The 19,623-nt window shown below is 36.9% G+C and carries 23 protein-coding genes; 11 read left to right on the top strand and 12 right to left on the bottom strand.

Translation table 11 applies throughout. From position 1 onward, the window contains the following. Window positions 1-139: 139 nt before the first annotated feature. A complete protein-coding gene (locus F903_RS08760; RefSeq protein WP_005196363.1) occupies window positions 140-1,039 on the bottom strand; it encodes a DMT family transporter in 900 nt (299 codons plus the stop codon). 261 nt (window positions 1,040-1,300) lie between these two features. Between F903_RS08760 and F903_RS08755 the strand changes: the two genes are divergently transcribed. The 4 genes from F903_RS08755 (at window position 1,301) to F903_RS08740 (ending at window position 5,045) form a co-directional block, all read left to right on the top strand. Next, the gene (locus tag F903_RS08755; protein ID WP_005196361.1) at window positions 1,301-2,152 is read left to right on the top strand and encodes a LysR family transcriptional regulator; all 852 of its coding nucleotides are present in this window, start codon (window positions 1,301-1,303) and stop codon (window positions 2,150-2,152) included. Window positions 2,153-2,180: 28 nt separating this feature from the next. Then, the gene (locus F903_RS08750; RefSeq protein WP_005196360.1) at window positions 2,181-2,570 is read left to right on the top strand and encodes a hypothetical protein; all 390 of its coding nucleotides are present in this window, start codon (window positions 2,181-2,183) and stop codon (window positions 2,568-2,570) included. Window positions 2,571-2,816: 246 nt separating this feature from the next. Next, the gene (gene argG / locus F903_RS08745) at window positions 2,817-4,166 is read left to right on the top strand and encodes an argininosuccinate synthase (protein WP_005196359.1); all 1,350 of its coding nucleotides are present in this window, start codon (window positions 2,817-2,819) and stop codon (window positions 4,164-4,166) included. A gap of 195 nt (window positions 4,167-4,361) precedes the next feature. Then, window positions 4,362-5,045 (top strand): pirin family protein, encoded by a 684-nt coding sequence (locus tag F903_RS08740; RefSeq protein WP_005196358.1) that lies wholly within the window; start codon window positions 4,362-4,364, stop codon window positions 5,043-5,045. 536 nt (window positions 5,046-5,581) lie between these two features. Here F903_RS08740 and F903_RS08735 read toward each other — a convergent pair. Further along, window positions 5,582-6,379 (bottom strand): BRO-N domain-containing protein, encoded by a 798-nt coding sequence (locus F903_RS08735; protein ID WP_005196356.1) that lies wholly within the window; start codon window positions 6,377-6,379, stop codon window positions 5,582-5,584. 144 nt (window positions 6,380-6,523) lie between these two features. On the opposite strand from F903_RS08735, the gene F903_RS08730 reads away from it, so the two are divergent. Next, on the top strand, window positions 6,524-6,898 hold the full coding sequence (locus F903_RS08730; protein WP_005196355.1) for a hypothetical protein: 375 nt from the start codon (window positions 6,524-6,526) through the stop codon (window positions 6,896-6,898). Between the two features lie 281 nt (window positions 6,899-7,179). On the opposite strand, the gene F903_RS08725 is transcribed toward F903_RS08730, so the two are convergent. Together F903_RS08725 and F903_RS08720 are read right to left on the bottom strand one after the other, a co-directional pair. Further along, entirely contained in the window at window positions 7,180-7,758 is a 579-nt protein-coding gene (locus F903_RS08725) for a hypothetical protein (protein WP_005196352.1), read from the bottom strand. A 6-nt stretch (window positions 7,759-7,764) separates the two neighbouring features. Beyond that, a complete protein-coding gene (locus F903_RS08720) occupies window positions 7,765-8,673 on the bottom strand; it encodes a DUF4747 family protein (RefSeq protein ID WP_005196351.1) in 909 nt (302 codons plus the stop codon). A 113-nt stretch (window positions 8,674-8,786) separates the two neighbouring features. On the opposite strand from F903_RS08720, the gene F903_RS16405 reads away from it, so the two are divergent. From F903_RS16405 to F903_RS16745, 6 genes are all read left to right on the top strand, one after another. Beyond that, window positions 8,787-8,945, top strand: coding sequence for an excalibur calcium-binding domain-containing protein (locus F903_RS16405; RefSeq protein ID WP_005196350.1), 159 nt, complete (start codon window positions 8,787-8,789; stop codon window positions 8,943-8,945). Further along, window positions 8,942-9,574, top strand: a complete 633-nt coding sequence (locus F903_RS08710; protein WP_005196349.1) for a hypothetical protein — start codon at window positions 8,942-8,944, stop codon at window positions 9,572-9,574. Before F903_RS16405 ends, F903_RS08710 begins: the two co-directional genes overlap by 4 nt. A 19-nt stretch (window positions 9,575-9,593) precedes the next feature. Beyond that, window positions 9,594-9,842 (top strand): CPCC family cysteine-rich protein, encoded by a 249-nt coding sequence (locus tag F903_RS08705; RefSeq protein ID WP_005196348.1) that lies wholly within the window; start codon window positions 9,594-9,596, stop codon window positions 9,840-9,842. A 256-nt stretch (window positions 9,843-10,098) separates the two neighbouring features. Beyond that, window positions 10,099-10,977: a lipocalin-like domain-containing protein gene (locus F903_RS08700; RefSeq protein WP_005196347.1), complete on the top strand. Its 879-nt coding sequence runs from the start codon at window positions 10,099-10,101 to the stop codon at window positions 10,975-10,977. A 231-nt stretch (window positions 10,978-11,208) separates the two neighbouring features. Next, window positions 11,209-11,457 carry a CPCC family cysteine-rich protein gene (locus F903_RS08695; RefSeq protein ID WP_005196346.1) on the top strand — a complete coding sequence of 83 codons (249 nt, stop codon included), beginning with the start codon at window positions 11,209-11,211 and terminating at the stop codon, window positions 11,455-11,457. A 312-nt stretch (window positions 11,458-11,769) separates the two neighbouring features. Next, complete coding sequence (locus F903_RS16745) at window positions 11,770-12,003, top strand: hypothetical protein (RefSeq protein ID WP_005196344.1); 234 nt, start codon at window positions 11,770-11,772, stop codon at window positions 12,001-12,003. Window positions 12,004-12,163: 160 nt separating this feature from the next. On the opposite strand, the gene F903_RS08685 is transcribed toward F903_RS16745, so the two are convergent. The 8 genes from F903_RS08685 to F903_RS08650 all read right to left on the bottom strand — a co-directional run bounded on the left by F903_RS08685 (window position 12,164) and on the right by F903_RS08650 (window position 19,623). Beyond that, a complete protein-coding gene (locus F903_RS08685; protein ID WP_005196343.1) occupies window positions 12,164-12,706 on the bottom strand; it encodes a glycoside hydrolase family 108 protein in 543 nt (180 codons plus the stop codon). 59 nt (window positions 12,707-12,765) lie between these two features. Further along, window positions 12,766-12,915 carry a hypothetical protein gene (locus F903_RS16665; RefSeq protein ID WP_005196342.1) on the bottom strand — a complete coding sequence of 50 codons (150 nt, stop codon included), beginning with the start codon at window positions 12,913-12,915 and terminating at the stop codon, window positions 12,766-12,768. 451 nt (window positions 12,916-13,366) lie between these two features. Continuing rightward, the gene (locus F903_RS08680; protein WP_005196341.1) at window positions 13,367-13,762 is read right to left on the bottom strand and encodes a hypothetical protein; all 396 of its coding nucleotides are present in this window, start codon (window positions 13,760-13,762) and stop codon (window positions 13,367-13,369) included. Between the two features lie 48 nt (window positions 13,763-13,810). Then, window positions 13,811-16,597 (bottom strand): host specificity factor TipJ family phage tail protein, encoded by a 2,787-nt coding sequence (locus F903_RS08675; RefSeq protein ID WP_005196340.1) that lies wholly within the window; start codon window positions 16,595-16,597, stop codon window positions 13,811-13,813. A gap of 377 nt (window positions 16,598-16,974) precedes the next feature. Beyond that, window positions 16,975-17,181: a hypothetical protein gene (locus tag F903_RS08665; protein WP_005196338.1), complete on the bottom strand. Its 207-nt coding sequence runs from the start codon at window positions 17,179-17,181 to the stop codon at window positions 16,975-16,977. A gap of 12 nt (window positions 17,182-17,193) precedes the next feature. Next, window positions 17,194-17,685 (bottom strand): hypothetical protein, encoded by a 492-nt coding sequence (locus F903_RS08660; protein ID WP_005196337.1) that lies wholly within the window; start codon window positions 17,683-17,685, stop codon window positions 17,194-17,196. Continuing rightward, window positions 17,672-18,688 (bottom strand): hypothetical protein, encoded by a 1,017-nt coding sequence (locus F903_RS16260; RefSeq protein WP_005196329.1) that lies wholly within the window; start codon window positions 18,686-18,688, stop codon window positions 17,672-17,674. The genes F903_RS08660 and F903_RS16260 overlap by 14 nt, the downstream gene beginning before the upstream one ends. Then, window positions 18,685-19,623, bottom strand: coding sequence for a hypothetical protein (locus tag F903_RS08650; protein WP_005196327.1), 939 nt, complete (start codon window positions 19,621-19,623; stop codon window positions 18,685-18,687). Before F903_RS08650 ends, F903_RS16260 begins: the two co-directional genes overlap by 4 nt.

Raw genomic sequence — 19,623 nt, 5'->3', positions numbered from 1 at the left:
AAGAGATGTAAGTCATTATGAATGGGATCTCATGCATACAATCCTTATCCAATCCTTTGAATAAATTAAAATAAAAATCAGCCATGTACAACACAACTGATTTTCTTATAAAAAAGTGAAATGACCATATGCAGGTCAATTAAGTAATGGCACGATTTTTCGGTATTTTCATTTTCAAAGCACTGATAAAAATTCCTAAGCAAATAAACGCCGCGCCAATTAAAATATTGACTGTTAATGGTTCATGCCAAACTAAATAGCCAAACAACAGACTTAAAAGTGGAATACACATAATTGAAATTGAAGCAATAAAGGTATCCACCTGACTCACAATCCAATTCCATAACACAAAGGCAAAACCTGTCCCAATCACTGCGATATAGAAAAGCATCGACTCATTCAAAGGATTCAGCCAAACTTTAAAATCAATCGGTTCAAAGATTAAAGCGCCTATCAAAATAACGCTACCTCCCATCAACAATTGCCAAATTGTGAGTTTTACTTTGTCATAAGTAGCAAAATTCTTTTTGATATAGACTGTTGCCATAGCCCAAAAGAAGCCCGAGCCAATTAAAAGCACTTGCCCCATCAAGGATACGTTCATGTGTAAATGATGAAGTTGTGGCCAAAGTATCGCGATCAGCCCCAAACTACCGAACACTAATCCCAAAATTTTCTGAGCATTTAAACGTTCATTTAAAAAATAATGCGCTAAAACCCCAATAAAAATTGGCATGGTAAAAACCAGAACAGCAGATAAACCAGAGTCAACAAATTGCATCGCGAACGTCTGTGTGGCATAGAATCCGAAACAAATCAGCAAACTTGAAATGATCAATGACCTCCATTCCCCCTGTTTCGGCAAAATCGATTTTCTGAGAATGAATTGCAACACCATTAATGTCAAAGCAGCAAGAATCAATCGCGTAGAAATAAATAAGAATGGCGGAAAGACCAATAAGCTATATTTAACCAGTCCCCACAACGATCCCCAAACCAGACACAGCAAGGAGATTGCACTGATGACTCTAATATTCACACGTTTTACTCAACAGATGGAAAGTATGGCTAGTTTAAAAAATAAATGACATCATGAATAATGCTATGTTTTAATGTATACATCATTTTTTTTAATGTTAGTTTGAAAAATGATTTTCTCCATTTTTGGAAATAGAGTTCTTTCATAAGCATTCAACCCCTCTGTGTATTTCTCGCATCTTGAGAATGAGCAACGATTGAAGTTCCGCAAGGGATTTATGCAAGCGCTCTAATGAATGAGTTGTCATATTGAGGATAGAGCGTGAATATTGACATTAACGATATCAGATCATTTGTCACCGTTGCTGAACTAAAAAGCATTACGGCTGCGGCAAATAAGCTTAATTATTTACAATCCAATATGACCGCTAAAATTAAAAAAATTGAAAATCATTATAAACGGCAGCTGTTTATTCGTAAGCCCAAAGGTGTTGAGCTGACTGAGTCAGGAATGAATTTATATACTCAATATAAAAAAATGATTTTCACATGGGAAGAAACCGAAAATAAACTGTATCAACAAGAAAACTACTTACGTTTCGGCACCAATACCAGCTTAGGTGGTATGCGTTTTTATCCTTCTTTTAGCAAGTTGTACGAAGCCTACCCTGATCTTTCGATTACGATGAAAACAGGAGCAACAGGGTTTATTGAAGATGAAATTTTACAAGGAAATCTTGATATTGCTTATGTACTCGGTCACCCCACACAAAAAAGCCTTCAATACATTCAAAAAGCCAATGATCAACTGGTGATCATTGGTAAAAATGTCATCAATCACGATAATCTTGAGGATTCCCTCAATCATCAGAATATTCTGCTTGCTTCAGAGGAATGTTGTTATGCCACCACACTGAATAACATTTATGCAGACTATCAACTGAGCAAAGGTGAATTAACCCATATTTATGATCATGAAGCTTTAGTTCATTTTAGCCAACTGGGTATGGGTGTCTCGATGATTGCCAAATCTCTAATTAAAAAGTTTAATATTCAATACTATATGGAAACACCTGAACCCTATCGGAATATTGGTTTATATTTGATCGCTCGTCATGATCATGTATTTACCCCGATTGAAAAACAATTGATCGGCTTAAATGATTCGCTTTAAGTTAGGTTGATGATTTCGAGAAATCTATATGCATATTAAACCTAAACTTTTATTCCACGGTTCATCCCAACATCTTGAACGACTGCAACCCACTCAAGCAGTGGGCGATGGACTAAAAGATAATGCTTTTGGCATATATGCAATTGAAAATAAGTTGATCGCTCAGTTATTTGCAATTCAATATATCAGCCTAGCTAAAGATGCTAGATTCGCGATTAAGTTTGAAAATGATCAAGTGTTCGTGGAATTAGATCGGTGTACTGTCGATTGGGAGCGTGTTGGTTATGTCTATACCCTGTCCTCAAATGACTTTGTTAAAATTGATGATCTGCAATGGCTATCGACAAAAAGTGTGGTGCCACTGAAGATTGAACAAATTAATCCTTCCGATTTTAAAAAATACATACGCCAGTTATAAAAACGAAAATATCCGTCCTCACAACCATTGGATGTCGCATTTTTTAGCGTTCTGATTTGCTTGGCATGGGTTACTTGAAAATTGCGATTAAGATTAAAGCAATGTAACCTCTAAAAAGGTTTAAATTTTCCTTAAGATCAACTCGATTTTACAAAACCATGACGCACGAAAAGTGTTACAATAGTTCCGATTTTTGATTATCCAAGACCACCTGTTCGGGGTCTTATTATAACGTTAGGACAAGCAATGACTGATAATGCAACTATCTTGCAGCACGTACCTGTAGGCAAAAAAGTTGGGATTGCCTTCTCTGGTGGTCTCGATACTTCAGCGGCTTTATTGTGGATGAAACAGAAAGGCTCAGAGCCTTATGCTTATACCGCAAACTTAGGTCAACCTGATGAAGATGACTATGATGCGATTCCAAAAAAAGCAGAAGCTTATGGTGCAGTCAAAGCTCGATTAATCGATTGTCGTTTACAACTTGCCTTGGAAGGTATTGCTGCGATTCAATGTGGTGCATTCCACATTAGCACTGGCGGTGTTCCTTATTTCAATACCACGCCGTTAGGTCGTGCAGTGACAGGTACAATGCTTGTAACTGCAATGAAAGAAGATGACGTCAATATTTGGGGTGATGGCTCTACTTATAAAGGTAACGATATTGAACGTTTCTATCGTTATGGCTTGTTGACCAACCCAGATTTAAAAATTTATAAGCCTTGGTTAGACCAAAACTTTATTGATGAGTTAGGTGGCCGTGCCGAAATGTCGCAATTCTTAATCGACAACGGCTTTGACTATAAAATGTCGAAAGAAAAAGCTTACTCAACTGATTCAAACATGTTGGGCGCGACGCACGAAGCTAAAGATTTAGAATATCTTGATGCTGGTATTAAAATCGTTGATCCAATCATGGGCGTTGCATTCTGGAAAGATGATGTCGAAGTTCTGCCAGAACAAGTGAGCGTGACTTTTGAAGCGGGTACTCCTGTTGCTTTGAATGGCAAACGTATTGATGATCCTGTTGAGCTTATTTTAGAAGCCAACCGTATCGGTGGTCGTCATGGTCTAGGTATGTCTGACCAAATTGAAAACCGTATCATCGAAGCAAAATCTCGTGGCATCTATGAAGCACCGGGCATGGCATTATTACACATCGCTTACGAGCGTTTAGTGACGGGCATTCATAACGAAGATACCATCGAACAATACCGTATTAACGGTTTACGTTTGGGTCGTTTATTGTACCAAGGTCGTTGGTTTGACTCACAAGCACTGATGTTACGTGAAACTGCTCAACGTTGGGTTGCAAAAGTAATTACAGGTACTGTGACTTTAGAATTGCGTCGTGGTAATGACTACACCATTATGAACACTGAATCTCCTAACCTCACTTATGAAGCTGAGCGTTTAACCATGGAGAAAGGTGATTCTATGTTTACGCCGATGGATCGTATTGGTCAGTTAACGATGCGTAACCTAGATATTACCGATACTCGCGCTAAACTCGGTCTCTATACAGAATCTGGTTTACTTGCTGTGGCGCAAGGTTCAGGTTCTGCGATTCCTCAACTTGAGAACAAATCAAAATAAGTGATTGATAAATAAAATTATCTCACTTAAAAAGGCTGAATAATTCATTCAGCCTTTTTTATTCACCAGAAGAAATATACACAAAACAAAATCATTCCATTTATAGAACAATATGTCGCACTAAAACACTATTAAGCATCATTATGAACCGATAATATTATGCTTAAGCAAAACATAATAATTTGGAGATGCAAGATGAATGCTTATCTACATCGTAGTGAAAACCGTGGCCATGTCAAAGCAGGCTGGTTAGATACTTATCATAGTTTTTCATTTGGTAGCTGGTATGACCCTAAATATATGGGTGTTAGTGCGCTACGGGTGATTAATGACGATACGGTTGCCGCACATAATGGTTTTGGTACTCATCCCCATGACAATATGGAAATCTTAACCTGTGTACTCGATGGTACGATTTCGCATAAAGACAGCATGGGGAATGAGGGACAAATCAATGCGGGTGAATGGCAGTTGATGAGTGCAGGTACGGGTGTGACCCATAGTGAAATGAATAAGCATGATAAAGCCGTGCATTTATTACAGATTTGGATTCAACCGAATGTGCAAGATGCTGAGCCAACTTATCAGCAAATTCTGCTCAATCCTAAAGATCATCCAAACCAATGGCATTTAATTGCTGGCGATGAATCTGCACCTATGTTGATTCGTCAAGATGCTGAAGTGAAAACTGCTGTGATTGAGAAAGATCAACATTTGGAGATTGCAGCACAGAAAAAAGTAAACTATGTGCATGTGATTTCGGGTGAAGTGATGATTGCTGATCATTTGGTTAAAGCAGGTGATGCTTTGCTATTTGATGAAACCGCAACGATTACAGCACTGCAAGACAGCCAAATGATTTGGTTTGATTTACCGTAACCTATTGTTCTAAGTTGTAGACATTAAAAAAGCCCGATTTACGGGCTTTTCTACAACCTTGAACATTTTTAAAAACGATCAGAACCGTTTCGTTCGTTGTTAGCTGTTGTATACGGGTTTGTCATATCTTTGTTCATTTAGGCAAGATCGCTCTTGAATCCCAAATAGTATATGACTTCCGTATTGTTTAAATTATCACCATTTTCAATTCGGGTCAAGGGGTTTGGGTATCTCTGAAATTCTAAAATGCTAAGCAATAAAAAGACTGATAAGATTTAACTTATCAGTCTTTTTTAAATCTTGGTAGGTATATCCAGACTCGAACTGGAGACCTCTACGATGTCAAGATTGCGTCAAAAGCGATCTAATCAATTGAATAATAATAAAATAGTATGCTTTTTTTGCCTAAAATTCAGGTCAAAAACTGCTTACCTAACTTCAATAAAATCAGTCATTTAGAAATTCATTCCCCGAAAGTTTTTCGAGCGTTTTTTAATCAAATACGAAAGTTTTCACTATAAAATTCGGGGATAAAATTACAGTAATCTTAACCTTTCATTTATGGTTAAATTCCATTGATGAGCATCCAACTTTCTGCGTAATGCTGCTTTCTCAGATTCATCTACAAAGCCCCAAGCGACGAATGAACCATCTATGAAATAGTCGTGTACGGATGAGGCAATATTCGGGTTAATTTTACGGATAGCATCACCGTACTCTTTCCACCACTGGCGACACCAAATCATGCAATGAGCTAAAGCAATCGTATTCATGTCTGCCGTTCTATGTTCTCTATGGCTAAATAAAGCGATCAGATGATGGACGTATTCAACCGCTACAGGGATCTGATCAAGTGAGATCTCATCTATGCCTTTCACACTAAAACGTTGGTGTATGAGTTTATAAGCATCGGAAAAGTTAAGGTGTTTTGATTTCGCCACAAGCATATTTACTGCATCGTTCAGAACTACACGTTCAGTTTTATGATTCTTGGTTTTAGGCCGTACTTCCCTATCTAAAATGTCTAAAACCCATTTGCGGAATTCTTTTGCAACTGGTGTACGGGCAAAGAATGTGATGAGGTGACAACCCCTTAAGGAAAAAATACGGGTTTCCTTTTCACGCAAACTTTCATTAATTCCATTGACCGTCAATTTGACGGTCAATGTCATTTGGCTATTAAACTCGTCCGAATTACGATCATAAATTCGTGAAACAGAATCTTCGCGTGCATATCCTAAAGCATGAGCAAGCTCTGATGAAGTAATCCAAATTTGCTCATCATCACGTTGGATTGGATGAAATTTTATTGCATTAAATGTTAAACTCTTCATATCAATTTTTCTCGTAAAAGATTGGTAACTCGCCCCGTGTTCCGCCAAGAATGTTCGGGGCGTTTTTATGACACCACTTTTAGTGTCTGTTGACATTACTTTAGTATGACACTACTATTGGTGTCAATAGATAAGGGGCGAGAAATGTCTTCTAAAGAATTGATACGTCTTCAAGCGCGTTTGCCACAAACTACACATGAAAATTTAACAAAGTATGCTGAACAGCAGGGTCTATCTTTGAATTCTGCGATGGTACAGCTTTTAGATTTTTCTTTGGAGTTAGGACTTCAAGGCGAAGGTAATTTACTTGACAGCACGCTAACAGACTTCAAAAGTAATTTAATAAAAGCTAAATACATCATTGGAGAATACATACAGCAAGAAATCGTTGATGAATTTGAAAATCTTAATAGTGAATTATATCTAGAATTTATTGGTAAAAAGTTTGAGAGTCTTGACGTACAAGAACGAAAGTTATTAGCTGATCTCACAACAGCTTTAGCAAATAAAAAAAAGTGATGAAATCTAAGTTTAGTTAGTTTTTTGAGGTAAAATTAAGTTAGATAAATAATCAAATATTTTAGGAGAAAAACTTAAAATGTATCTTACAGAGTTCATTATTTTCAGAATTTCAATATATCCAATATTTGCAACGTACAACATTGAATACAATATTCTAAATATTTCAGATCACTCAAACTTTTTTCTAACAGCTCTAATTTTAAGTGTATTTCAGCTTTTTTTAGTCATGCGAAAATATTCTTTAAATAATTTTTAATAAAAAAGTACCGTATGCATTTTTACTTATTTTCTGGTACACGATTTAACATATCACTCCATCTTGCTATTTTGAAAACAGCAAAAGTTGCTGCCAACATTGATAAAATTGAATATGTGAATAAAAAGAAACCTAGACCATAAAACATTATGGATAAAAACTTAATAAATTGAATAAGACAATCAGAAAAAACATAGAACTGTTTGAAAAATAAAATAATCTCAGAAAATGAATTTGCCTTTAAGAATATTAGATAAACCAAGCTTATTATTTGCAAAATAATAAAATGTACAAAAGTTGCATTTACTTTCATAAAATCGGATGGAGTATCTGCTGATTGTTTTTGAGTATGCTCACTCAGCATTTTTTTTAGGCGTTGGTCACCAATAGCTAGCCATACAGCATAACCGCCTAATGAAAAACCAAGTAAACTAGGTAAAGCAGATAGAGCTAAAATTAGAAAATCTTCTTTCGTCCAGAAAGAATAACAAAAGAAAGTACCCAGAAATGCACACCATAAATAAGGTGAAGACAATAAAGCCCTCCAACCACCATAGGCTGTCCAATATTGTTTTAAAGCACTTTCTTTCTTAACGTTCATAGCAGATCAATTATCACCCTTAAACTTTCCTTTTGATGGGGTAAAACGAGCATAGATTTCTAGAGCTTTACGCTTTAAAAAATCTAATTTATCTGTAGTTTTTGGATCATATTTATCTTGCTCGACAAATGGGATGTTTTCTGTACTATGTGGTTTCACTAAGCCTTGTTCATCAATAGCTTTGGCATATACTTTACCATTTTTTGCTGCAACTCTCATTTTATTCTTTGTTTCCTCATCTAATGTAAGAAAACCTTTTCGTTGGGTTTCATATTTTTCTTCAAGTTTTTCTGCATTCAAGCGTTCCAGCTTTTCTAAAAAGCTTGTTTCGACCTCTTCTACATCATCGGCATTGGGCCTGTAAATTTCTAGCTCTAACGTCACTAAAGTTCCCATTCTTATGATTTCTTCTACCTTTCCCATATCAGGTAAAACATGAACTGTTGCAGTTGTAAATTTTTCTCTAATATCTTGTCTGTAAAATAATTTTTCAAAAAATTTAGCTAACGTCCCAATACTTACAGTACCTTTATTATCATAAATTTCTGAGATTAGAATATGTTTTTTGGGAAAAAATATAAAATTAAAAAATTTAGCATTTGGAAATAAATGAGAAGGAATATTTACATTTTCAACAATATCCTGTTCAGCTAATTTGTCTGTGGTGGTATCAAACCATTCCGAAACTTCAATTCCTGTAAGTTTAGTGAATGTACCTTGTAATCCCTCTAAAGGTTTATCATCATTTAATGGCTTTAATGCAGATAAATAAATATAATCATTCCCTCTGACCTGCAAAGGTTCTCTAACTTTATACAAATAGTTAAATAAATCTAAATATATTTGCCCATCCTTATCATGTGGATGTACTGTTATATTTAATGCTCCAAACTTCACACTTAACATTTTTGCCATTTTTCTAATAATTCCATAAGTTACATATTACAACAATGTAAATAACAAAACTTACAAAATCAATAGTTCTGCTTTATTATGTAAATTTATATTTAAAAATTATGAGCCTCTGAATGCAACAAGAAGCAAAATCATGTTATGAACAACGCAAAAAGTCTGGTCAAACTGGATGGAAAAGCTTAGATCGTGACGGCGATGGTCAAGCTTGTGATTGCTTGCTGGGTGGTAATGGCAAGAAATGCCCGAAGAAAAAAAATAAGGAAAGAAAATGAAGTTTAATTTTTCGTTGGATGTAGCGATCATTATTTCCTTACTTACAGTTTTTTTTTACGCATGTGGCCAAAACTATTTAGCAGCTTACATGGCTGTTTTTCTAATAGATCCTGTTGTCCTTAATTTTTCTGCAGCAGACAAGATTAACTGGGGCTTTCTAAACTGTGCTAATTGGTTGACATATATATTGCTGGGAGCATTAATACTAAGTTTTTTTTCGTATATCTTTGCACTACTCAATATAAAATATCCAAGTAATCTGAGAAATCCATTTAAGGCGAAAAAGCATCAACGACCTCAAATTCATAATCAAACTCTAACTGATGAACAACGAGTAAATCGTATACGCTTATTTTTCTGGACATTCTTCATCTGCTTTCTTGCTTTATCAGCGTTTTTTACCTTTGCTACAATTGATATTAAAACAGCTAAATCCGCTAGGAAAGCATTAGCACACCCTACTCACCTGCCAGCAGTCAAGTCGAATGGTCAAGAGTTATTTCTTATAAAATGCGGCTCTGCCCTTTGTGCGGTCATCGATGAACAGAAGAATGTCTCTTTGGTTGAACCCAAAAATGTTGTGTATTTGAGTTCTAATTTTGCTGAAAAGCCTGAAAAAAATAGTTAAGAAAGATTGGAGAAATAAAATGCTCTACCCATGTTTATGCTGCGGCTACCTAACCAGAGGTGAACCATCTAACGGCGACTACGACATTTGCTCTGTATGCTTTTGGGAGGATGATCCTGTGCAAGCAGAACATCATGATTCGGCTGGAGGTGCAAACGTCCCTTCACTTAATCAAGCTCGTGAAAACTTTAAAAAGTATGGTGCAATGGAAGAACGGTTTGTTAAGAATGTGAGAAAGCCGAGGGATGAGGAGATACCGAAGGGTTAAAGTATGTACCTCAAAGATTCAGGATTGGCACTTGCTTTGTTTCTGGGCAGAATTAGTCTATGAGTTGGTATAAGTTAAGAAAAAGCCCTTTACATGCAGTGATTTGCTTAGTTTGAATTAACACCACTCATCGGAAAACAACAATAATCTTTAATCTTTTTATTTTTTATAGTTTTAAAATAACTACTTAACGACTATATGGCGACGTACTAAAAGTAAAAAAATCATTTAAGTTATATAAAAAGGGATATTTGAAATGAAAATAATTTTAACTCTAACATTAGTGCTCTGCGCTATGCCATGTTTTGCAGAAGAGAAAATACTCTACGATTATAATGGAGTCATTTTTGGATATAATTATGAAAAAATAGGAACTGCTACTGATATTGATTGTCCTGATATTAAATTTGATGAATATCAAATAATTGTTAAGGTTAAAAATACGAATAGTAAAGCAATTGACTTAATTGAGCCGAGTGGTCGCTTACATTTTAAAAGTGACTATTGTACAAAAGCAGGAAATTTGCAATCCAATAGTGCGGCATATCAAATTGGCTTATTTTCACCACATCGTCATTATGCTACAGGTACACCGAATACAAATTTTGGTGTAGTTAATTCCTACTTTTTGGATGCAAAGGATGAGTATTCAACTCTACCTAACAAACTAAAAGTACGCAGTGGGGATCGTTTTCCCGAGCCTGATTGGATTTTTCCTAAATGGAAATTTATTGATTTACCAAATAAACAGAACGTTGTTAATACAGGTAAAATTATTCCGAAAGCGACTAATCTTAGTACAGACTATGCAAAGCTTATAGTCGGGAAATGGAGATTTTCCCAATCTTCGGATCTTAAGAATGGAAAAGAAGTCGACATTTACGACGAAGAAGAACCTTGTTTTGATATTTATGAAACTAACAAACGAATAGTACAAAATATAGGAGATTGTGAAATTAGCAAAGAAGATGGAAACTGGACAATAGTTGATAATATACTTACAAAAGTTATAGATGGAGATGTTACGAAATATGAAATATTGCGACTGGACAAATCAACTCTAAAATTAAAGTTTATGAAAGAATATGATGATGGAAGTTATTTCCTAGCAACATTTGAGAGAGTGACAAAATAAAAGCCAGTATGAAACTCACTAAAATAAAACGCTCACTATCAATGAAAATAATGAGCGTTTTCATTTAAATATTAGGTCTTTAAAATTTAGCTTTACTGTGGGGAACTATTCGGGCGTTTATATACATAGAGAAAAATGTCTCTTTGGTTGAGCCCAAAAATGTTGTGTATTTGAGTTCTAATTTTGCTGAAAAGCCTGAGAAAAATAGTTAAGAAAGATTGGAGAAACAGTATGCTCTACCCATGTTTATGCTGCGGCTACCTAACCAGAGGTAAACCATCTAACGGCGACTATGACATCTGCTCTGTATGCTTTTGGGAGGATGATCCTGTACAAGCAGAACATCATGATTCGGCTGGAGGTGCAAACGTGCCTTCACTCAACCAAGCACGTGAAAACTTTAAAAAGTATGGCGCGATTGAAGAATGCTTTGTTAAGAATGTGAGAAAGCCCAGGGATGAGGAGATTCCAAAGAGCTAATCATTTGTGATTAGTTTTGATTTTACCTTTACCACAATTTCAAATAGTAGATAAACCATGATTTTTTGGATTATTTATTTTATTGTTATCAAGCCATGCTTTCTCTAGCCAATTGCAATGTCAGCAATCTGAGTACAAAAATCCTTTATAAAATTAAGCGTTTTTTAGATCACAGTTCAATGAATAAAATTCATCATGAAATATTACAGTTTTATGACAGGTAGTCCTTATAAAAATGTTTAAATTCATATAGATATTTTACTTAATTTACACTATTCTTCAATGAACTCTTAAAAGTGAAGCATTTTTGAAATGAGTGATACAAGTCTTCTAAATGAATTAAATTCAACTATTGAATACTATGTAAATAGAAATGGATACCAACCCACGCGGATTATTTTAGGATATAAAGCGTATTCAAGCCTCATGAAAGACAAGACTTTTGCAGATGAAGTAAACAATTCCGCAGTCAATCCAAACAAACGCAAATATAAAAAATTAAAAATAAAAGTGACCAAAGATGACTATCAACTAGAACTTGAATGATCATATATACAAATAAAGCCCTCATCAGAGGGCTTTTACACATATCCCAACGTGTACATTGCTATTGATCGTATGCGCTGAACATCCTGACAGTAAGCACAAAACTAAAACGCTCACAATCAATGATGACCATGAGCGTTTGCAATGATGAACTACTTTGTTATGCGATTCGATTGTTGATCCAGCCATAAAAGAACTGCTCCTGTGTAGGGTTACGTTCGCATATTTCGATATAGCGCTGCCCTTGCATAATGTTGAGCACTCGGATTAAGACCTCTTCACCCTCTTTACCGCGCTTTGTGAGATAGGTTGTAAATGCATTCATCGTTTCTGAACCATAGATTCCATCAATTACTAAATCTGGCCATCCTCCTTTACCTTGATTGTTCAAAAGATTTAAAGCACGTTGCAGTAATGGCTTTGCAAAGCCCGTCCCACAGTTCACACCTGTATCGAGTAGTTCTTCAGCCACGGCGGCACTGATCGTATTTACTTGATCAAATCGTGGCGAGATCCAATACTGTTTTCTATAAATGCCCTTGGCCACATCCAATGGCAGATCTCGCATGTGACCTTTAAATCCACTCGCACGTGCGACCGCTTCAGTGATACCAAACTTGGTCGCTCCTCCTCGATCGGCAGGATTATTTACATACCCACCTTCACGTTTAATCAATTCATTAAGATATTGTTCAATGTTCATTTTGCTTTCCTTTAGGTAATAAAAAACCGCCTTTAGGCGGCATGGGTGGTACTCGTAGCTCATTTCAAAGCTAAAATTATGGCGATAACAACAATACCGATTACCAACCCCAAATTTGTGATTGCTTGCATTAGCCCCGCACGATCTGCGCCTTTTTCGCTCATTTTTCCATCTACCTTTAATTCAGATTTTGATGTATGCTTATGCATAGAGACATTTCCCCTTTGCTTTGTGGGTTAAGTGGATTTGAAAACCCTAGTGTTGGCGCACTGGGGTTTTTGCTTTTTAGTGCATATATCCTCATTGATCTCCTCGTTTGTTTATTGATAAAGCAACTATAAGAAAAAAAGTCTTTCCGTATTAGGCGGAAAGACTTCCGTTTACTTTTCAGCTTGTATGCAAAATTTAAGCGTTCCAGCAACTACAAATCTTTTAAACTATTTTAAGAATTTACTTTCCTCGCGAATTAACTCCTGAAAATGTAGATTTAGCGGGAACTCACTCCAGTGATTTTCAATAAATCAAGAGGAAATCTTTCCACTTATTATTTTCCGATGCTTCAACCCAACGCTCAATCAGCTGCATCCTGATTAAGCGTTAATCAGGAATTGCATCAAATACAAAAAAACCGCCAAACGGCGGTATTGGTTAAACAACTAATTAAAAATTATCTTTGTAGTCTTTCATTTCTTTCGCTACGTCGAAGATGGTTGCATCCTCTCTTGCATTCACATAGTTGAATGACCAACGGATGATGGCCCAAAATGGCAAACCTGCAGCAAAGAAAATGCCCCCTATTGCACATAGACCCGACCAAGTTAAAAGATAATCATGCAGCTCAAAGTGCTGAATTAAGAATCCACCACCTGCGATACTCCCCACCACCGTAGTGATTAAACTCACGACCCATTCACTGCGTGTACGAGGCATTCGAGTCATAATGACTACCAAATAACCCAAAACCACCGCTATAGCCGCAATGGCCATCAAAAACCACATACCATAAACTTTAATTACAGTTGCGACCCCGACACCGCTACTCATTGGCTCTGCCATTTTTCATTTCTCCAGATGTAAAAAAACCGCCTTTTGGCGGCTATTGATTCAGACATAATCTTTATCGTTTAAGTAATATTGATCAGTGTAGTTTATTGCAGTGATTGAAGACTCAGCACCTCCACCAGACTTTTCAGTAATCAAAAATAGATCTCGCTTGCTGTGCGTGTCGGTCGTAACCAGATAGGTTGAACAACTGATATTCCCCTCGTACTCAATAACAAGCTGCGAAGTTGGTGCACGTGCTAATAAGACTTCTCGCTCTCTGTCTCCTTGTGTCACCTGAACAACGTCCACTTGGCCATTTGGCAATTGAAGATGAATGACATAACTTTCACCTTGTTCTAGTACACACGGCTGTGACAACGTTAAATACAGTCCATCTTGATCAATAACGGATCCTGAACTAATCAGCATCGGACGCGTATCATCAGCAACAAGAATTAAGTCATTCCGAGTGACGAGATCCGCTTCACTATAAGCAGAAAATTCGACAGTTTTCTTTTGATAAAGCAACTTATTCAAAGCTCGATGCGCTAAAAGCATCGCTTGCTGAAGATTGGTAATGCCTTTAATTTCCAATTCTCGCGCATTGACCACATTATCATTAGGTAACTTGATTTCTGATTCAGACCAGGAATCAGTCGGATCGACCCATTTGAGTTTTACCCCGTCATAGTCTTTGTTTACACCAAAGTTGACAGAACGCTTCTCGCTTTCAGGTTTTTTATTCCTGTGATTAAACAATATAGTCGGTACTTGTTGCGGTTTCTCAAATACAAAGAAAACTTTGTTTGATTCACGGCGTGCATCACAAAACACTGCATTCGCAATCGTTGTAAGTGTCTCTTCATAAGACATCTTGGCATCATCAAATGTGTAGTTAAACTGAATCGGTACACCAAAATAAGCATCGACTTCATCTGCCACAGCAAAGAGATTAGCGACATCAAGCGTGCTTATATCTCTACGCCCAATCAATTCATCGGTCGTAATCGCACAAACAATATCAGCAAAATTACTTGTCGGGATTCTCGCTACTGACTTAAAGCCGGTTCGATATGTAAAAAGCTTACGTGTGGCGATACAGTTCAACATACGGTTTTTAACGCTTGTTGCTTCATTGGTACCGATGGTTTTAGTGCGTACGATCGTTACATCGTTATAAATGAGCTTGTTTGATACTGAGCATGCGTAAACTGATTTGAGTTTCAAATCACGAAGTCGCTGCTGTACTTCATTTCGCCATTGTTCAGGTGCTTTCTTAACTCTAAACCGCACACCATCCGCAAATGTTGATGCAAGCGGAATACGACTCGATACACCAAAGCCCACTGTAGTATTGTCTTGTACTCTATGCGTATGCGTGAATACTGGGCCAGTTGGCAAGCCATTTGATATTTCTTGGTATTCGATTGTGTAATCAACAATATCAGTGTGTCGTTGGCCTTTTTTCCGAATGACTTGCAAACCTTGTGGCAGATAGAAGTTAAAAATCAACTCTTTAATATCGTTGTAATCAATATAAAACCAACCAAGCCAGCTCGACACGATCTTTTTAATATCCATGTCCACTTGACCTAGCGTAATGCTTTGCAACTTATCCCATTCAAGTTGTAAGGCCGTTGGAACTTCTAGATCGATGTAGTTAATCCCGACATCTAAAATAGATGGATATTCACCACCCAAGTCGATTGAATCAGCATTGTTTTGCAAAATCCCAGAAAAGAAAGCAGACTTTTCATCTAGATCTACAATCAATGACCAATTTGAGTTTACGTTCTCGGGATTAACCAGGTTACAGATATACCCATCTACAACCTGGGCAATACTCGATACTTGGTAATTCCCTGCTAAGTTCAACCCATCAAGCATCAATGAGGTAATCTGCAGGGATTTGTAATTCAAGTTATGTAGGACATCAGTCGTTTGAATATACAATTCGCCGATACTTTTGGGTACACAATTCGCTGATACACTCAGATCTGCAACACCGACTGTATCCATACTCAATAAAATCGAATTACCAATTTGAAAATGATCGCGCATATCAACGGATGAATTGAATGATTGCAGCCGATTGGGATAGAACGCTGTAAGTTGGAAATCGACATCACTATTCGTAATATCTTCAGTACCTTCATTGACAGTCTGGCCATTGATCGCTGTACATGATTTAGCGACTAGTGGATTATCTGTAAAATCTTCACCAATCTTGATTTGTGGTGTACCGATAAGACTGGTATTTGGTTCATAGATTGAACATGCTGATCCTGCAATTGTAGATAAAGTGGTGTCACCATCTTTGATGTCTTGAATGTGATAATAACCACGACCTAAACACATCAATGATTCTTCAACTTCTTGCTTATTTACATAATAAACAAAGCTTGGCGCAATCAAATCAGGAATAGATTTTATCTTTCCAAATGGATCCGCAACACGTTGGCCAATACGCTGTTTATTTTCACGACTGGTTAAATCATTATTGCTTGAACCTTTATCTTGAGCACCGCTACTTAAAGTCGGCACAGTCACTAAAGCATTAACAATAGAACCAAATATTTTAACGACAACATAGTTCACTGCTGAAATGATGTCACCAGCATGACAAACAATATGAAATTGATCCTCTGGTCCTGCATCTAACAATTTTAATGCAGTGACTTTATCAATTGGGGTAACTTCATTTTCAGGACAAGGCGTATTTTTATAAATTCGTGCTTGTGTAAATTTCGCTTTAATTTCTAAGAATCGACGCAAAACATTATCAGTCTGCTCAATCGTGATCGTGCTTGCATCAAGCGGATCTTCATAAATCTGTAAGTGGCTCATAGTATCTAAACCTTGTGTAGAAGCATTTCATGCTGTTTAGTGATAGATATTGAGTGCCCGATTCATTCAAGTGCAAAACCTTGCCGCAATAAAAAAGCCCCACATGGTTGTTACCAGTGAGGCTTGTCATAAGGACAATGCATCCTTGTCGCGGTTCTTTCAGTCGCTTGTTTTGAATGACTGTCTGTCTTGATGTTTGAATGGAATCATTTAGCGATGCAGTCAAACCAATAAAGCTTTTTGAATAATCTTGACCTATCAACTGTCTTGCAGCATCAATCACGAAATGAACACAATGATAATTCTTAACGTTGTATTGCATTTCAAATAATGAAAGCAATTGCAGATTAAAATCTCTCATTCGCTGTACTCACTATTTATGTATTTTCCACAGCACTTGAAAGCCGAGTTACATCGGCATCACTCAAAGTCAATTCGATAACTTTTCCGCTTTTAAACGTGAAAATAACATCATAGTTTGACTCAGATCCACGGCTACTACGGAAACGACGCTCAATATTTGAGATATCTTTTAGATCAATCATGTAGTCAACTGAGTGAATGCTATCGTGAAATTCAATCATTTCTTTACCTCTTTAGTAAAAGCCAACCAAGGTCGGAAAATTCTCTTTGGTGAACAACAATCCAGTACCAACTTCATTAAGCTGCTCTGCTTCAGCTTCAAATGTTGTTCCTTGATAATCGTTGTTCTGACTTGTGACTTCCAAGTGATCGATCTGCAAAATTGGATTTGTTAAATCAATGCTTGAATACGCTCGATAAGTCACTTGCGGTCGCTCAAGTGATACTTGCTCAATAATTTGATCAACAAGACCAGGAATGACTTTGCCCAAATCCCCGACCGTTATCGCTAACTTCTGATCAAGATCATCACTGACGCTGCCCCGATCAATCTTCAATACTGCATATTCATAGAAAGTGGGCTGACTGTCTTGAATAACAGTCACTCCCTCAGAGACGTTGGTCACATAGCGCAAAGGCTTTGGCCACAAACTATGTTTAATCTCGATACACTCAATCAAATAAGCGTTATCTGGACCATATAAAAAATTCTCAAGCTCTGACATTCCGTGACTCCGCTATTGTTTTAATTGCAGACTTATCAAGATCATTATTCAAGATAAATAATTGGGCGCTGACTTTAAACACTGCACCACTTTTCGTCATCGAAACGCTGTCATGTACAAAGTGTGCTAGATACTGGGTGCGTGGACGTTGATCTAAAACGAGATCTATATAAAACGGCTTGCGTTTATGCTGCCAGACTCTAAAAAATGACATGAAGTAATCGAAATCTTTTTCTTTCAGATTGAAAGCGATCGACACCACATTTTCTATATTTTCAAACTGGGTTCTCAAAGCATATTCATTCAGCCCTTCAGCTTTGATGACGCTATTCCCAAATTGAACACTGTAAGATGATTGCAATGGACATAGATCAAGATAATCAAAACGTAATACCTTGTTACGAGCATCGACATACATTTGATCTAAAAACAGATCAAAACCGTTGATAATCTTTGTGGCAAAACCAAATCGGTTATTCTTCATCATTCCGATTTGAATGAGTACCTGTCCACTCCCAAGCTCATACTCAATTTGATAACGGTCTCGTTGCAATCGAATACAAAGTTGCTCTGCTTTGATATATGCAAAAATCACATCTGCATTAGCACTGAATTCTGATCGACGTTCATCGAGTGATAATTGTGGCGTTATTAAATTATTTCCAAAACTCGTTGCAACTTGCTGCCCAATAGATGTGTCATACCACCACAAAAACACTTCATCATTGACGACATAAGTCACAACAGGACGCATATTTAAATCAAATGCAAAACTCAATGCTGTTACATCAGCAACAGTGATTAGGTCGTGTATCACTTGATCAGCTTTTGCTTTAATAACCCCACTTTCGTAGAAACAGGTCCATAACTTGGCTTGCAAACCTTGTGATGAATCATATAAATCTATACCACCCCACTCGTAATCAATTAAATCATCGATACGATTTGGTACAAAAAAAGCAGCATAAACGCTGCTTGTTGATAGTGCATTATTCGGAATCATGACGTATACCTATCCCATGTCAATTCAAACATATATCTAAGTGTTTGCTGATTGCTCTTTGGAATTGGCGGATCAATATCCCATTTGTAACCGATCAGCGCAGACGAATCTCCTTTAGACAACAAGTTTGCAATCGGAATCAGGATGCCCTTGTGATCCCAATCATTTCCCTCATTCAGACCCAATGTAAATAAACCAATTAAAGCTCTGTTATTTGGTCTTGATTGGGACATGAGTTTGGTTACAGCACCTGTGGTATTTGGATATGATGTATTTAATGGATTTACTGAATTTGCCATCACTCTTGCTGCTAGTAATGGCAAATCTACACGAACAGACCCTACTGACCATGCTATACCATTATTGTGAAGTACAGCATTGCCAGCATAGTCATGCACACTAACTACCTCGTCAAATTTGTTGAGTAACTGAAATTGACCTGAGAAATTTGTGGATGGATAAACACGTAGCTCAACGAGAACATCTAGTATCTCATCTGCTAGAACCGTGATTGACGTAGGGTTGCCTGAACTATCTCGAATCAAAGCTCTGTTAAACAAAGAACCTGCACCATTACCAAGCCCTATCTCAGACAAGTTTCCAGCCGAAGCTCCAAGAGGAAAACGGAATGTTCTTTTGCAAAAATAATAATAAGGTAAAGCGGATACCTGCAATCCCGATTGATCGCTACCTTGTGTTGTACTTGTTCCAGAAATAGCATTATCTAAACTAACTTGAGACGGAACTGGTGCAGAATTCCCCGATCCAACCCATACATGAGAGATTAATGCACTACCAACTCCAGCCATCGCGTCAAGTCCTGCATCAAGAACCAAATTATCACTCCACGCACTTTCGCGAGTGCTTTGTTCATCAGACTTTCTAACAATAAGCTTAAATCTCGCGCCAACTTTTATATTCGTTTTAAATAACAT

The sequence above is a fragment of the Acinetobacter sp. NIPH 298 genome (assembly GCF_000369505.1).
Classification (GTDB): domain Bacteria; phylum Pseudomonadota; class Gammaproteobacteria; order Pseudomonadales; family Moraxellaceae; genus Acinetobacter.
The sequence above is the reverse complement of the archived record's forward strand: the minus strand, read 5'-3'. Positions and strand labels throughout refer to the sequence as shown.

Coding starts and splice junctions, on each gene's coding strand:
- F903_RS08750 (WP_005196360.1), top strand. CDS start 2,181: ATGCATATTAAACCTAAACTTTTATTCCACGGTTCATCCCAACATCTT.
- argG (WP_005196359.1), top strand. CDS start 2,817: ATGACTGATAATGCAACTATCTTGCAGCACGTACCTGTAGGCAAAAAA.
- F903_RS08740 (WP_005196358.1), top strand. CDS start 4,362: ATGAATGCTTATCTACATCGTAGTGAAAACCGTGGCCATGTCAAAGCA.
- F903_RS08735 (WP_005196356.1), bottom strand. CDS start 6,379: ATGAAGAGTTTAACATTTAATGCAATAAAATTTCATCCAATCCAACGT.
- F903_RS08730 (WP_005196355.1), top strand. CDS start 6,524: ATGTCTTCTAAAGAATTGATACGTCTTCAAGCGCGTTTGCCACAAACT.
- F903_RS08725 (WP_005196352.1), bottom strand. CDS start 7,758: ATGAACGTTAAGAAAGAAAGTGCTTTAAAACAATATTGGACAGCCTAT.
- F903_RS08720 (WP_005196351.1), bottom strand. CDS start 8,673: ATGGCAAAAATGTTAAGTGTGAAGTTTGGAGCATTAAATATAACAGTA.
- F903_RS16405 (WP_005196350.1), top strand. CDS start 8,787: ATGCAACAAGAAGCAAAATCATGTTATGAACAACGCAAAAAGTCTGGT.
- F903_RS08710 (WP_005196349.1), top strand. CDS start 8,942: ATGAAGTTTAATTTTTCGTTGGATGTAGCGATCATTATTTCCTTACTT.
- F903_RS08705 (WP_005196348.1), top strand. CDS start 9,594: ATGCTCTACCCATGTTTATGCTGCGGCTACCTAACCAGAGGTGAACCA.
- F903_RS08700 (WP_005196347.1), top strand. CDS start 10,099: ATGAAAATAATTTTAACTCTAACATTAGTGCTCTGCGCTATGCCATGT.
- F903_RS08695 (WP_005196346.1), top strand. CDS start 11,209: ATGCTCTACCCATGTTTATGCTGCGGCTACCTAACCAGAGGTAAACCA.
- F903_RS16745 (WP_005196344.1), top strand. CDS start 11,770: ATGAGTGATACAAGTCTTCTAAATGAATTAAATTCAACTATTGAATAC.
- F903_RS08685 (WP_005196343.1), bottom strand. CDS start 12,706: ATGAACATTGAACAATATCTTAATGAATTGATTAAACGTGAAGGTGGG.
- F903_RS16665 (WP_005196342.1), bottom strand. CDS start 12,915: ATGCATAAGCATACATCAAAATCTGAATTAAAGGTAGATGGAAAAATG.
- F903_RS08680 (WP_005196341.1), bottom strand. CDS start 13,762: ATGGCAGAGCCAATGAGTAGCGGTGTCGGGGTCGCAACTGTAATTAAA.
- F903_RS08675 (WP_005196340.1), bottom strand. CDS start 16,597: ATGAGCCACTTACAGATTTATGAAGATCCGCTTGATGCAAGCACGATC.
- F903_RS08665 (WP_005196338.1), bottom strand. CDS start 17,181: ATGATTGAATTTCACGATAGCATTCACTCAGTTGACTACATGATTGAT.
- F903_RS08660 (WP_005196337.1), bottom strand. CDS start 17,685: ATGTCAGAGCTTGAGAATTTTTTATATGGTCCAGATAACGCTTATTTG.
- F903_RS16260 (WP_005196329.1), bottom strand. CDS start 18,688: ATGATTCCGAATAATGCACTATCAACAAGCAGCGTTTATGCTGCTTTT.
- F903_RS08650 (WP_005196327.1), bottom strand. CDS start 19,623: ATGTTATTTAAAACGAATATAAAAGTTGGCGCGAGATTTAAGCTTATT.